The organism is Nakamurella sp. GG22 (assembly GCF_052976845.2).
Map to the genome: position 1 here is coordinate 91,462 of NZ_JBRIIO020000016.1, position 13,857 is coordinate 105,318.

The 13,857-nt window shown below is 69.4% G+C and carries 11 protein-coding genes; 4 read left to right on the forward strand and 7 right to left on the reverse strand.

The window, feature by feature from the left end; genetic code table 11:
• Nucleotides 1-9: 9 nt before the first annotated feature.
• The 4 genes from ACVBEQ_RS16795 to serA all read right to left on the reverse strand — a co-directional run bounded on the left by ACVBEQ_RS16795 (nucleotide 10) and on the right by serA (nucleotide 5,416).
• Nucleotides 10-783 carry a fumarylacetoacetate hydrolase family protein gene (locus ACVBEQ_RS16795; protein WP_447154448.1) on the reverse strand — a complete coding sequence of 258 codons (774 nt, stop codon included), beginning with the start codon at nucleotides 781-783 and terminating at the stop codon, nucleotides 10-12.
• A 73-nt stretch (nucleotides 784-856) separates the two neighbouring features.
• On the reverse strand, nucleotides 857-2,590 hold the full coding sequence (gene cimA / locus ACVBEQ_RS16800; RefSeq protein WP_447154449.1) for a citramalate synthase: 1,734 nt from the start codon (nucleotides 2,588-2,590) through the stop codon (nucleotides 857-859).
• 41 nt (nucleotides 2,591-2,631) lie between these two features.
• Entirely contained in the window at nucleotides 2,632-3,654 is a 1,023-nt protein-coding gene (locus ACVBEQ_RS16805; RefSeq protein ID WP_447154450.1) for a 3-isopropylmalate dehydrogenase, read from the reverse strand.
• Between the two features lie 160 nt (nucleotides 3,655-3,814).
• Nucleotides 3,815-5,416, reverse strand: a complete 1,602-nt coding sequence (gene serA / locus ACVBEQ_RS16810; RefSeq protein WP_447154451.1) for a phosphoglycerate dehydrogenase — start codon at nucleotides 5,414-5,416, stop codon at nucleotides 3,815-3,817.
• A 289-nt stretch (nucleotides 5,417-5,705) separates the two neighbouring features.
• Here serA and ACVBEQ_RS16815 point away from each other — a divergent pair, with 289 nt between their 5' ends.
• Nucleotides 5,706-6,407 carry a hypothetical protein gene (locus ACVBEQ_RS16815; RefSeq protein ID WP_447154452.1) on the forward strand — a complete coding sequence of 234 codons (702 nt, stop codon included), beginning with the start codon at nucleotides 5,706-5,708 and terminating at the stop codon, nucleotides 6,405-6,407.
• Nucleotides 6,408-6,497: 90 nt separating this feature from the next.
• Here the strand turns inward: ACVBEQ_RS16815 and ilvC are convergent, their stop codons facing one another.
• The 3 genes from ilvC to ACVBEQ_RS16830 all read right to left on the reverse strand — a co-directional run bounded on the left by ilvC (nucleotide 6,498) and on the right by ACVBEQ_RS16830 (nucleotide 10,215).
• Nucleotides 6,498-7,526 carry a ketol-acid reductoisomerase gene (gene ilvC / locus ACVBEQ_RS16820; protein WP_447154453.1) on the reverse strand — a complete coding sequence of 343 codons (1,029 nt, stop codon included), beginning with the start codon at nucleotides 7,524-7,526 and terminating at the stop codon, nucleotides 6,498-6,500.
• Between the two features lie 141 nt (nucleotides 7,527-7,667).
• Nucleotides 7,668-8,180: an acetolactate synthase small subunit gene (ilvN, locus tag ACVBEQ_RS16825; RefSeq protein ID WP_447154496.1), complete on the reverse strand. Its 513-nt coding sequence runs from the start codon at nucleotides 8,178-8,180 to the stop codon at nucleotides 7,668-7,670.
• Between the two features lie 202 nt (nucleotides 8,181-8,382).
• Nucleotides 8,383-10,215: an acetolactate synthase large subunit gene (locus ACVBEQ_RS16830; RefSeq protein WP_447154454.1), complete on the reverse strand. Its 1,833-nt coding sequence runs from the start codon at nucleotides 10,213-10,215 to the stop codon at nucleotides 8,383-8,385.
• Nucleotides 10,216-10,653: 438 nt separating this feature from the next.
• Between ACVBEQ_RS16830 and ACVBEQ_RS16835 the strand changes: the two genes are divergently transcribed.
• The 3 genes from ACVBEQ_RS16835 (at nucleotide 10,654) to ACVBEQ_RS16845 (ending at nucleotide 13,854) form a co-directional block, all read left to right on the forward strand.
• Nucleotides 10,654-11,367 (forward strand): PH domain-containing protein, encoded by a 714-nt coding sequence (locus ACVBEQ_RS16835; RefSeq protein ID WP_447154455.1) that lies wholly within the window; start codon nucleotides 10,654-10,656, stop codon nucleotides 11,365-11,367.
• A gap of 85 nt (nucleotides 11,368-11,452) precedes the next feature.
• Nucleotides 11,453-12,163, forward strand: coding sequence for a PH domain-containing protein (locus ACVBEQ_RS16840; RefSeq protein ID WP_447154456.1), 711 nt, complete (start codon nucleotides 11,453-11,455; stop codon nucleotides 12,161-12,163).
• 104 nt (nucleotides 12,164-12,267) lie between these two features.
• Nucleotides 12,268-13,854, forward strand: coding sequence for a PH domain-containing protein (locus ACVBEQ_RS16845; protein WP_447154457.1), 1,587 nt, complete (start codon nucleotides 12,268-12,270; stop codon nucleotides 13,852-13,854).
• The last annotated feature ends 3 nt before the right edge of the window (nucleotides 13,855-13,857 follow it).

A 13,857-nucleotide genomic window follows, 5' to 3' on the forward strand; every position in this document is an offset into this window, starting at 1 on the left:
AGACCAACCCTAGCGGCGCGGCTCGACCGGGTTGGTCAGCGTGCCGATGCCCTCCACGGTGACCGACACGGTCTGCCCTGCGACCATCGGGCCAACCCCGGCGGGCGTGCCGGTCAGCAGCACGTCACCGGGCAGCAGCGTCATGATCGCCGAGACGAACTCGACGATCTCACCGACGGTGAAGACCATGTCGCTGGTCCGGCCGTCCTGGGGCACCTCGTCATCGAGCTCGGTCCGCACGGACAGGTCCGACGGGTCGAGTTCTGTCTCGATCCACGGCCCCAGCGGGCAGAACGTGTCATAGCCCTTGCCGCGGGTGAACTGGACGTCCGCGCGCTGCTGGTCGCGGGCGGTGACGTCATTGGCGACGGTGTACCCGAGGATGACCGACGAGGCGTTCTCCGCCTTGACGTCCCGGCACGGCCGGCCGATGACGACGGCCAGCTCGCCCTCGAAGTCCACCCGCTGGGATGACGGCGGCAACTGGATGGCGACCCTGGGACCGATCACCGACGTCGACGGCTTCATGAAGATGATCGGCGACGCCGGCACCTCGTTGCCGAGCTCGGCGGCGTGGTCGGCGTAATTGCGGCCGATCGCGACCACCTTGGACGGCAGGATCGGCGCCAGCAGCCGGGTATCGGCCAGCGGCCACGAGCGCCCCGTGTACGTCGGCGTGCCGAAGGGGTGGTCAGCGATCTCGCGAGCCCGTTCCGCGCCCTCCCGGCCGTCGACGGTGACAAACGCCACCCCGTCCGGGTGAGCGATCCTGGCCAGACGCATTCGCTGATCCTTTCAACCACGTCGGTCCCGACCCGGAACACCGGCCCGGGTTGCCGCCATCGGGAGGCGGCGCTCAGACGGACAGCGGGACCCCGGCGGCGGTCTCCCGAGCGGTTTCCTTGGCATTCTCCCCGGCAGTTACCTGGGCGGTTTCCTGGTGCCCCGAGTTCGTGCCGTCCGGCTGCAATGCGTAGACCAGCGCGTCCACCAGCGCCTGCCACGACGCCTCGACCACGTTGGCGTGCACACCGACGGTGGTCCATTCCTCGGTGCCGCGCGCTGAGGACACCAGCACCCTGGTGATGGAGTCGGTCCCGGCCGATCCCGCGAGGATCCGGACCTTGTAATCGACGAGTTCCACATCACTGAACTCGGGGAACTCCTCGGCGACCGCCGAGCGCAGCGCAGAGTCCAGCGCGTTCACCGGGCCGTTCCCCTCGGCGGTGGCGATGATCCGCCGCCCCCCGACATGCACCTTCACGGTTGCCTCGGAACTGACGACAGGCACCGGGAATTCGGTCTTCTCGACGATCACCCGGTACGACTCGAGCCGGAACGCCCGTGGCGACACCACTTCCGCCCCACCGGGATCGGAATCCTTGGCGAGTTCCTCGCGCATCAGCAGTTCGAACGAGGCGTCGGCCGCTTCGTACGACCAGCCACCCGCCTCCCGTGACTTGACGGCGTCGACGATCCGGCCGACCGCGTCGTGCCTGCCGGTCAGATCGACGCCGAGCTCACGGGCCTTCAGCTCGACGGACGCGCGGCCGGCCATCTCGGTGATCAGAATGTGCATGTCGTTGCCGACCAACGTCGGATCGAGATGGTTGTAGAGGTCGGGATCGACCTTGATCGCGGAGGCGTGCAGACCCGCCTTGTGCGAGAACGCCGACGATCCGACGTAGGCCTGGTGGGTGTTCGGGGCGATGTTGGCCAGCTCCGCCAGGGCATGCGAGACCCGCATCATGTCCGCGAGCCCACCTTCGGGCAGCACCGGCAGGTTCATCTTCGTCATCAGGTTGCCGACGACCGCGAACAGATCGGCGTTGCCTGCCCGCTCGCCGTAGCCGTTGGCGGTGCACTGCACGTGGGTGGCGCCGGCGTGCACAGCGGCGACGGAATTCGCGACGGCGCAACCGGTGTCGTCCTGGCAGTGGATCCCGAGGCGGAACCCGGTGCGGTCCAACACTTCTCGCACGACACGTTCGATCGACATCGGCAACATCCCGCCGTTGGTGTCGCACAGCACCATGACGTCGGCGCCGGCCGACATCGCGGCCTCGCCGACCCGCAGTCCGTAGTCCCGGTCTGCCGCGTACCCGTCGAAGAAGTGCTCGCAGTCCAGGAACACCCGTCGGCCCTCGCCGACCAGCAGCGCGACGGTGTCCGCGACCATCGCCAGGTTCTCCTCCTGGGTGGTGCGAAGGGCCCGTTCGACGTGCCGGACGTCGGACTTGGCCACCAGGGTGATCACCGGCGCGTTGGACGCCAGCAGCGCCCGGACCTGCGGGTCGTCCGCGGCCTTGATGCCCGCCTTCCGGGTGGCGCCGAACGCGACCAGCTGTGCGGTGCGCAGCGGCAGCTCGCCGGAGGTGGCACGGGCGAAGAACTCGGTGTCCTTGGGCATTGCCCCTGGCCAGCCGCCCTCGATGAAGCCGACGCCGAGTTCGTCGAGCAGGGTGGCGACGGCGATCTTGTCGGCCACCGAATAACTGATGCCCTCGCGCTGCGCGCCGTCCCGCAGGGTCGTGTCGAAGACGTGGAACGCGTCACCCAGCGTGGACGGGCGGCTCACAGGAGCGGTCATTGCTCGATTCAACTCGGTTTCGGGTCGGCTCGGTGTGGAGGTCAGCTGGATGCCAGCGCGGCCAGCCGGTCGCCGATGGCGGTGGTCCGGCCGACGGATCCGCTCTGCCGGGTCGCCAGGTCGAAGGCGACGGCAGCCTCCACCCTGCGGGCCGCCTCGGGCAGACCGAGGTGGTCCAGCAGCAGGGCGATCGACAGCACGGTTGCGGTGGGATCGGCGGTGCCGGTGCCGGCGATATCCGGCGCGGACCCGTGCACGGGTTCGAACATGCTGGGGTTGGTCCGGGAGACGTCGAGGTTGCCGGATGCCGCCAGTCCGATGCCGCCGGAGACCGCGGCCGCCAGGTCGGTGAAGATGTCGCCGAACAGGTTGTCGGTGACCACCACGTCGAACCGGCCCGGATCGGTGACCAGATAGATCATCGCCGCATCGATGTGCGAGTACGCCACCGAGACATCCGGGTACTCCATCGAGACCTCTTCGACGACCCGGCTCCACAACTGACCGGAATGCACCAGGACGTTCGTCTTGTGGATCAGCGTCAGGTGCTTGCGCGGTCGGCGGGCCGCGCGCTCGAAGGCGTTCCGCACCACCCGCTCCACGCCGAAGTAGGTGTTCAGCGAAACCTCGGTGGCGATCTCGTGCGGGGTGTCCTTGCGCAGCAGGCCGCCGTTGCCGACATACGGCCCTTCGGTCCCCTCCCGCAGGACGACAAGATCGATCGCCTTGTCCCCGGCCAGCGGCCCCGGCACCCCCGGGTACAGCCGGGCGGGGCGGAGATTGACGTGATGGTCGAGCTCGAACCGGATCCGCAGCAGCAGCCCCCGCTCGAGGATGCCGGACGGGACCGTGGGGTCACCGACGGCGCCGAGCAGGATCGCGTCCTGCTCCCGGATCTCCCGGAGCACCGAGTCGGGCAGCAACTCCCCCGTCCGGTGCCACCGGGCCGCACCGAGGTCGTACTCGGTGGTCTCGACCCCGGGCACAACACCCCGCAGGACCTTGAGGCCCTCGGCCACCACCTCTGGACCGATGCCGTCACCTGGGATGACCGCGAGCTTCATGGCTGCCTCTCTGCCGCGCTGTCGCGGGACCGCTCCCGCACGGGGCGGCCTTTCTGTCTGTTCACGGGTCGTCGCTGTTGGCCACCCGGGACGGCCGAAACCGACCCGAGCACGCGTCAGGGTATCCGTACGAGGGACGATCCGGACGCAGGGTAGGCCCCTAGCCTGCAGCTATCCCCCGGATGGCGCTTGCCTCGACCGCGTCCCCGATGGTCTCGAGGAGCTCCTGACTGGGCACCCGGTCGACCCGGAGCACCATGATCGATGCCCGGCCGTCCAGTTCCTGGGAGATCTGCGCCGCCTCGATGTTGATGTCGTCGCGGCCGAGCAGCGCGCCGACCGTGCCCATCACACCGGGCCGGTCCGCGTAGGCAACCACCAGCAGGTTGCCCGCCGCGCGCAGATCGAAGTGCCGGTTGTTGATCTCGATCAGCTTGGCGACCTGGGTCTCGCCGGACAGCGTCCCGGAGACGGTGCGGAACTCGCCGTCGGCCATCGCGCCACGGAGCGTCACCGACGAGCGGTAGTCACCGATCTCCTCGGTGACGGTGCCGGTCAGCGTCAGCCCGTGCTCTGCGGCCAGCGCCGGCGCGTTGACGAAGGTGACCGCCTCGGTGATCACGCCGCCGAAGATGCCGCGCACCGCGGCCAACTGCAGGATCGACGTGTCCTGGGAGGCGAGGTCGCCGCGCACCTCGACGACCACCTGACTCGGCACGCCGCCGGCGACCGACGTCAGGATGGTGCCCAGCCTGGACACCAGCGGAATCCACGGCTGCAGCTCGTCCGGGACCGGACCGGCGGCCTGCACGTTCACCGCATCGGGGACGAAGTCGCCACGCAGCGCAAGCCTGACCGACCGGGCCACGGCGGTTCCCGCCTTGTCCTGCGCTTCAGCGGTGCTCGCCCCGAGGTGCGGGGTGAGCACGGTGTTCGGCGCGGTCCGCAGCGGGCTGTCCGCCGGCAGCGGCTCCTTGACATACACGTCGATACCGGCCGCGCCGACCCGGCCGGAGACCAGCGCGTCGGCGAGCGCCTGCTCGTCGATCAGGCCACCGCGGGCGGCGTTGACGATCAGCACCCCCGGCTTGACGGTGGAGAGCTCGGCGGCGCCGATCAGACCCAGCGTCTCCGGGGTCCGCGGCAGGTGGATGGAGATGACGTCCGCTGTCGACACCAGCGTCGGCAGGTCGACCAACCGGACGCCGAGCGCGGCGGCCCGCGCCGGCTGCAGGTACGGGTCGTAGGCGATGACGGTGGTTCCGAAGCCGGCGACCCGGGCCGCGAACAGTTGCCCGATGCGGCCGAGACCGACCACACCGACGGTCTTGTCGGCGAGTTCGACACCGGTGAACGCACTGCGCTTCCACTCGCCGGCCCGCAACGAGGCGTCCGCCGCCGGGATCCTCCTGGCGATCGCGAGCAGCAGCGCGATGGCGTGCTCGGCGGCGGTGATGATGTTCGATTGCGGGGCGTTGACGACCAGCACACCGCGGGCGGTGGCCGCGGGGACGTCCACGTTGTCCAGACCGATGCCCGCCCGGGCGACCACCTTCAGCACCGGTGCGGCGGCGAGTGCCTCGGCGTCCATGGTGGTGGCGGACCGGATCAGCACCGCATCGGCGTCGGCCAGGGCCGGCAGCAGCGCCGACCGGTCGGCGCCGTCGACATGCCGGATCTCGAATTCGGTCCCGAGGACGTCCATCGCGGACTGGGCAAGCTGCTCGGCGATCAGCACGACGGGCTTGGGCACAGCAGTCATCTCCGTTACGTGGGCGGGGCGGCGGTCTGGCCGCGGGCCGGGGGTCCCGGCGAAGGCAGTGCGTCGGCCGGCTCAGGCGGCCCGGCGGCCCATGCTATCCGTGCCTCTTCGGGTGATTCGCATGCACGGTGGTATCACGCTGTCCTGAACCTGCTCCTGAAGGCGATTCGGGCGTTATCGTCCTCCTGACTCACGTCGACCTCCCTGTCGACAATCCAGGCCGGCACAGGCCGGTTTGGTGGCTGGGTCGGCATGGTGCCGACCAGAGCGGCAAAGAAACGGACCCGCCATGACCACACCCACCGGCTACCCGGCCAGCAACGATCCCTACGGGTCCGCGGGTCAGCAGCCTCCCGGCCAGTACCAGCAGCCGTACTCCCAGCCGCAATATCAGCAGCCCCAGTACCAACAGCCGTATGAGCAGTCTCAATACCAGCCCCAGTACGGCCAGCCGCAGTATCAGCAGCCCCAATACGCTCAGCCCGCCTACGGCCAGGGTGGCTATCCCTCCGGCGCCTACGGTGCCCCGGCCGGCAGCGCGCGGCCCGGGATGGTCACCGCGGCCGCGGTGCTCGCCTTCATCTGGGGCGGCCTGGGGATCCTGTTCGGCCTGATCCTGCTGTTCGCCGGCAGTGTGCTGAGCACCGCCAGCAGCGCCGTCTGCAACGACACGTCGCTCGACTTCGACACCGCCGCCGCCTGCGACTCGGTCAGTGGGATCGGCACCTTCCTGATCATTGTGACGCTGGGCACGATCGTCGTCGCCGGCTTGATGATCTGGGGTGGGGTGGTGGCCCTGAACGGCAAGAACGGCCAGATCCTGGTCATCGCGTGCGGCGTGTACGCGCTGCTGGCGATCATCTCGGCCATCGCATCCAGCTTCGGCTTCACCTCGCTGCTGGGCTTCGTCATCCCGGTGTTGATCGTGGTGTTCATGCTGAACGGTCAGTCCAGGGCGTGGTTCAAGGCCAAGGGCGGCAAGACGTTCTGAGCGCCCGGCGCGCGGTCGCGTGCACCTGAACGCCCGAAGGCCCCGGGGATCTTCTCCCCGGGGCCTTCGGCATGACGTCGGTGCGGGCGATCAGCCGCGGTCTGCGGTGCCGGTGTAGTCGTCTTCCTTGGCCACCCAGCTCATCAGCCCGCGCAGGTGCCGGCCGGTCTCCTCGATCGGGTGCTTCTCCTGCTCGGCGCGGAACTTCTTGAACTCCGGCGCACCCGCGTCCTGATCGGCGATGAAGCGGGCCGCGAACGTGCCGTCCTTGATGTCGGCCAGCACGCCCTGCATGTTCTCGGCGACGTGGTCGTCGATCACCCGCGGGCCCGAGACGTAGTCGCCGTACTCGGCGGTGTCCGAGACCGACCAGCGCTGCTTGGCGATGCCACCCTCGTACATCAGGTCGACGATCAGCTTCAGCTCGTGCAGGCACTCGAAGTAGGCGATCTCCGGCTGGTAGCCGGCGTTGACCAGGGTCTCGAAGCCGAGCTGCACGAGTCGGGACATGCCGCCGCAGAGCACGGCCTGCTCGCCGAACAGGTCGGTCTCGGTCTCCTCCGGGAAGGTCGTCTTGATGACGCCGGCGCGGGCACCGCCGATGCCCCGCGCGTAGGACAGCGCCAGCGCCTGCGCGCCACCGGTGAAGTCCTGCTCCACGGCGATCAGGCAGGGCACGCCCTTGCCGTCGACGAACTCGCGGCGCACCAGGTGACCGGGCCCCTTGGGCGCGATCATGATGACGTCGACGTCCTTCGGCGGCTTGATGTAGCCGAACCGGATGTTGAAGCCGTGTCCGAAGGCAAGGGCGTTGCCCGGCTTCAGGTTGGGCTCGATGGCCTCCGCGTACACGTGCCGCTGCACGTGGTCCGGCGTCAGGATCATGATCACGTCGGCCTCGGCCGCGGCCTCCGCCGGAGTGACCACGCGAAGCCCCTGATCGGTGGCCTTGACCCGGGACTTCGACCCCTCGGGAAGGCCGACCCGTACGTCGACGCCGGAATCACGCAGGCTCAGCGCGTGGGCATGGCCCTGGGAGCCGTACCCGATGACGGCGACCTTGCGCCCCTGGATGATCGACAGATCGGCGTCGTCGTCGTAGAAAATCTCCGCTGCCATTGCTGGTGTGCCTGCTTCCTTGTGGGTCGAGTCGCTGGTGATCGGGGGCTGGTGAATCGGGTCGTTCGGTTCGGTGCCGGTCCCGTGACGGTGTGGCCCTGTGACGGTATGGCGCTGTGACGGTATGGCGCTGACGCGGGCTCAGTCTGCCCTGCTGCTGCCCGAGGTGATCGAGCGCGGTCCGCGCCCGAGGGCGACCATCCCGGACTGGACCAGCTCGCGCACGCCGAAGGGTTCGAGCATCTTGATCAGCGCCTCGAGCTTGTCGCTGGTACCGGTCGCCTCGACGGTCACCGCGTCCGGGGTGATGTCGATGACCCGCGCCCGGAACATCTCGACGATGGACACGATCTGCGGCCGGGTGCTGGCGTCCGACCGCAGCTTGATCAGCAGCAGCTCGCGCTGCACGGCCTGGGCCGGTGCGAGCTCGACGATCTTGAGGACGTTGATGAGCTTGTTCAGCTGCTTGGTGACCTGCTCGAGCGGCAGTCCCTCGACCGCCACGACGATCGTCATCCTGGACACGTCCGGGTTCTCCGTCGGCCCCACAGCGAGCGAGTGGATGTTGAATCCCCGCCGCGAGAACAGCGACGAGACCCTCGCCAGCACACCGGGTTTGTTCTCCACCAGCACGGACAACGTATGGCGGGTCACAGCGGCATGGGCTCCTTGAACGGGGCCGGGCCGCTGATCGCGACCGGCGGGTTGGTGGGCGGACGGGCGGGCGCCGGCGCCGGGCGCGGTGGTCGGAACGGCACCCGGGGAAAGCGCGGGCACCGGCTTGGTGTGGACGTCGGGCGCGGCGAGCGAGGTAAATGCCCGCGGCCATGGCGCGTAGCCGAATTGCGTCATCGACTCACTCCTCGTCGAAGAGGGGCCGGATGCCGCGGGCGGCCATGATCTGGTCGTTGCCGGTGCCGGCGGCCACCATCGGCCAGACCTGCGCGTCGGCGCCGACCACGAAGTCGACGACCACCGGGCGGTCGTTGATAGCCATCGCGGCCTCGATCGTGCGGTCCACGTCCTCCCGAGACTCACACCGCAGCCCGACGCAGCCGTAGGCCTCGGCGAGCAGTTTGAAGTCGGGGATGCGGTGCTTGTGTGTACCGAGATCGGTCTGCGAGTACCGCTCGCCGTAGAAGAGCGTCTGCCACTGCCGGACCATGCCCAGGTTGCCGTTGTTGATCACCGCGACCTTGATCGGAATGCCCTCGATCGCACAGGTGGCCAGCTCCTGGTTGGTCATCTGGAAGCAGCCGTCACCGTCTATGGCCCACACGGTGGTGTCCGGGCGGCCCATCTTGGCGCCCATCGCGGCCGGCACCGCGTATCCCATCGTTCCGAGACCGCCTGAGTTGAGCCAGGTTCCGGGCTTCTCGTAGGACACGAACTGCGCCGCCCACATCTGGTGCTGCCCAACGCCTGCCACGTAGATCGCGTCCGGACCGGCGATGGCGCCGAGCCTTTCGATGACGTACTGGGGCGCGAGCGACCCGTCGGCCGGCCAGTCGTAGCCGAGCGGGAACGTGCTGCGCAGCCCGTCCAGTTCGGCCCACCATGCGGTCAGGTCCGCGACCACGCCGGACCGCTGCTCGGCGGTCACGGCGGCGATCAGCTCGGTGATCACCTCGCGGGCGTCACCGACGATCGGCACGTCGGCGACCCTGTTCTTGCCGATCTCGGCCGGGTCGATGTCCGCATGGATCACGGTCGCGCCCGGCGCGAAGGTCGAGAGCTGGCCGGTGACCCTGTCGTCGAACCGGGCACCCAGCGCGATGATCAGATCCGCGCGCTGCATCCCCGCCACTGCCGTCACGGTGCCGTGCATCCCGGGCATGCCCAGGTGCTGGACATGGGAGTCCGGGAAGGCGCCGCGAGCCATGAGAGTGGTGACGACCGGGATCCCGGTCAGCTCGGCCAGCTGTCGAAGGACCTCGGTTGCCCGGGCCTTCAGCACACCGCCGCCCACATAGAGCACCGGACGTCGCGCGGCAGCGATCAGCTTGGCGGCGGCGGTGATCTGCCCCGAGTGCGGCCGCATGGTCGGCCGGTACCCGGGGAGGTGGACGTCCTGCGGCCAGACGAAGGTGGTCTCCGACTGCAGCACGTCCTTGGGGATGTCCACCAGCACGGCGCCGGGTCGGCCCGTTGATGCCAGGTGGAAAGCGGCCGCGATCGTTTGTGGGATCTCGGCCGGATCGGTGACGAGGAAGTTGTGCTTGGTGATCGGCATCGTGATGCCACAGATGTCGGCTTCCTGGAAGCCGTCGGTGCCGATCATCGACCGGCCGACCTGGCCGGTGATCGCGACCAGCGGAACGGAGTCCATCTGGGCGTCGGCGAGCGGGGTGACCAGGTTGGTGGCGCCCGGGCCGGAGGTGGCGATGCAGACGCCGACCTTTCCGGTGGCCTGCGCGTAGCCGGTCGCCGCGTGACCGGCGCCCTGCTCGTGCCGGACCAGCACGTGCCGCACCTTGGTGGAGTCCAGCAGTGGGTCGTAAACGGGCAGGACGGCGCCGCCGGGGATGCCGAAGACGATCTCGGCCCCGGCCTCCTCGAGCGAGCGGACGACCGATGCCGCGCCGCTGAGTCGCTCCACCGGTCGGGACACGGCCGCGCTACTGGGGACAACCGGGGCCGGCGGATGGACGGCCGGCGGGCGGACTTCGGCGATGCGACCCTGCGTCATCGGATCCTCTTCTTCGAGAGTGCTGCTGCGAACGTGCTGCCTGGAGACTGCTGTTGGGACTGCTGTGTCGGCACCGGGCGGACCCGGCTGGTACGGCGTCCCGGCCCCGTTCTGGCGGTGCAGACCGGGTCGGGGCAAGAAAAAACCCCTTGTCACCGGGGTGACCAAGGGGTTGCGCGCCTCCGCCTTTCGGCGAGGACGCGCTAGCTGATTACGAGGAGGAAAGCCATGCCCGCAGACTAGGACCGGTGCCGTCACGGTGTCAACAGGACGGGACATCCGTCTCACCATGTGGACAGGGCGGTCACTCCCCGGACTTGCCGGCGACAGATCTGTCGAGCGCCGGCCGCGGTCCCGCGGAGCGCAGCGCCGCAGTGTCACCAGGGGCCGCAGTGTCACCAAGGTCAGTGTCACCAGAGTCAGTGTCACCATGGACCCATGCCCCGACCCGCCACGACCCGACCCGAGCGGGTCACCTTCAGGCTGCCCTTCCCGGCGCTGCTGTTCCCCGTGCTGCTGCTGTTCTGCGTCATGCCGCTGGCCACCGTCGGCGGAGCCTGGGGCGTGCTCTTCGTGGTTCCGGTCGCCGCGCTGGCATGGGTGATCGTGACGCGAACGAGGGCGACACCGACCGAGGTCACCGCCTACGGCCTGTTGGGCGCAAAGCGAATGGCGTGGACGGACATGGCCGGGCTCGAACTCAAGGACGCCCGCTGGGCGACCGCGGTCGGTCTCGACGGCCAGCGGGTCCGGTTGCCGATGGTGCGCCCCCGGGACCTGCCGCGGCTTGCCGCCGTGTCCGGCGGCAGCCTGAGCCTGGGCGGGCCGGTCGAGGACCTTGCATCGGTCGAGGACGGCGCATCGGTCGAGGGCGGTGCACACAACCAGGACGCCGGTGCGGTCGAGCAGGAAGGTGTTGTCCAGCAGGAGGGTGTGGTCCAGCAGCAAGATGCGGTCCAGCAGGAAAATGCGGTCCAGCAGGAAGGTGCCGTCCAATCAGAGGCTGCTGATCATCGGAAACGTGCGAGCCAGCAGGAACCCCTGAACGGAACACCTGGCACGGTCGCATCCGACCTGCCTGCGGTTCCTGATGAGCCGCTCCAGCCGCATCCGGCGGAGAGCGGAGACCCCGCCGCCCGGACCGCGTCCTGATCCTCCTTCGTCACCGTCCTCCCGGAACGGTTCCGGGACCTTTGGGAGCACCTCACCGGACAATTCGCGCCGTAGGCTGACCCCCGTGACGAGCCGACCTGCCACCGGCGCGCCGCCGGGCGGGCCACCTGTGCCGGCCGGACCCCAGCCGGAGGACTCCGAGCGAGCGGAACCCCAGCAGGCGGATGCCCAGCAGGCGGACGCCCAGCTGGCGCAATCCCGGCCGGCGGACGCCCAGCAGGCGGAGGCCCAGCAGGCACAGCCCCAGCCGGGGGCCGCCGCGCCGGCGCCGGCGAACACGCCGACCGCACCGCCGCTTGCGGGCGACGACCCGGTCGAGCGTCACCGGCTCTCCGCGCGGGTCGTCAGTTACTGGCGCTGGCGGGCAGTTTTCTCGGCCGTCCCGTTCCTGCTGCTGTTGATCAGCATGGCGATCGTCCTCGCCTGGGGTCCGTGGTGGATCCGGTGGGCGATCGTGGTCGGCTATGTCGTCGCGGTGGTGATCGCGATGGTGGTGCTCCCGCCGATCCGCTACCGGGTGTTCTGGTACGCGATCTCCTCCACCGAGATCGACATCCAGCACGGCATCGTGTTCGTCAAGCGGACCGTCGTGCCCGTCCACCGCGTGCAGAACCTGCGCACCGAACGCGGCCCACTGGCCGATCACTACTGGATGACCAACCTGAAGATCAAGACCGCGGCCGGGTCGGTCAACCTCAGCGGCCTCGACCGGGCCGAGGCCGACGAACTGTGCGACCGGATCAGCCGGCTGGCCGACGTCGCCGACGATGTCTGACGGGCGACGACGGGTGAGCGGCCGACTCGCGAGCAGGCGATTCGTGCGCAGGCGCTTCCTGGGCACGCGGTCCGTGGGCAGGCCTTTTGTGGGCAGGCGGGGCGATGGCTGAACAGGCCGCCGCGCTCCGAACGGACGGTGTCGCGCACTCCGTCGACGCCGGCGTCCGGCTGGGTGTCACGGTGCCGGACACCCGTCTGCACCCGATCTACCTGGTCATCGAGACGGCCAAGACCCTCCGACAGGCCATCCCCTTCCTCGTCGTGACGATTCTGGGCGGAGCGGCATGGTGGGTGAACGCCATCCTGTTCGGCATTGTCATGGTGGTCGCCGTCGCGCAGTGGCACGTCAAGAAGTACTCGGTGATCAGCGGGGTGCTCAGGCTGCGCGCCGGCATCTGGAACCGGACGGTGCGGGTCGTACCGATCACCCGGATCACGGCGCTCGACGCCTACCGGTCGTTCACCCAGCGGCTGATCGGTGTCTGGGGACTCAAGGTCCAATCACCCGGCGATCGGAACGGGTCGGCCGTCGTTCTGGGCAGCCTGTCCGGCCGGCGGCTGGACCAGTTGCGCCTTGCGCTGGAGGCGGGGCACCGATCGCGGCCGGTGGACCGACCCGATCAGGACCAGCCGGCACACTCGGCGGCACCGGATCCGCCGTCGCCGCTGCAGCGTTATCTCGCGTGGCGCCGCAGCACCTCGGCCGCCACCCCCAGGAAGGGGCCGGACGTCATCGCGGTGCTCGGCACGCCGGGGATGCTGATGGCGGCGATCACCAACAATTCGATCCTGCTGATCCTCGCAGCGGCCCTGGTGATCTGGTACCGCTTCTCGGAATACGTCCCGAGCCGGGCAGCGGAGTTCATGCACGAAACCGTCGAGCCGCGCGGGCCCATCGCCGTGCTGATCGCCTTGACCGTCATCGCCATCGTGGGTGGCGTGGTGTTCGGCGCCCTCCGGCTCAACCGGTTCACGCTGGTCCGCGACGGCGACGTCCTGCGCAACTCCCGTGGATTGCTCAGCAAGCAGTCCGCGACCATCCCGGTGCGCCGCATCCAGGCGGTTCGCATCGTCGAGGGATTCTGGCGCGCACCGTTCGGCCTGTGCAGCCTTCAGGTAGAGGTCGCCGGCATCGGCAGGGCGAACACCAGCCAGCGCATGCTGTTCCCGCTACTGCGAACGCACCGGGCCGAGGCGATGATCCGCCGGGCGCTCCCCGAGCTCGGATGGCCGGTCGGCGAGCCACGCCCGCTGCCCGTCCGGGTGCACCGCCGCTACCTGACCGTCCCACTCGAATACGGCGCCGGCTTCACCCTGCTGTTGCTGCTGCTCCCGGGATGGTGGCGTCTACTGGCCGCGGTCCCCTTGCCGGCCGCCTACCTGCTGGGTGTCCTGAGGGCCCGCGAGGCACGATGGCAACTCGATGAGCGGGCGGTGCTGCTGCGCTGGCGGCGGGTGCTCAGTCGCAACACCGTGATCGCCCACCGCACGGGTGCACAGCGCACGGAGTGGTCGAGTTCGCCGTGGAAGGCCAGGGCGGGTGTGGCGGGTTTCGAGATGCACTTCTCCTCCGGGCGCCGGGCCAGGATCCGTTACATGATCGACGAGGACGCGCTCCTGCTGTTGCACGTCGTCGGTCGGCAGCCGATCGCGCCCGCCGAGCCCGATCCGGTCGGCCAGTACCGTTGACAG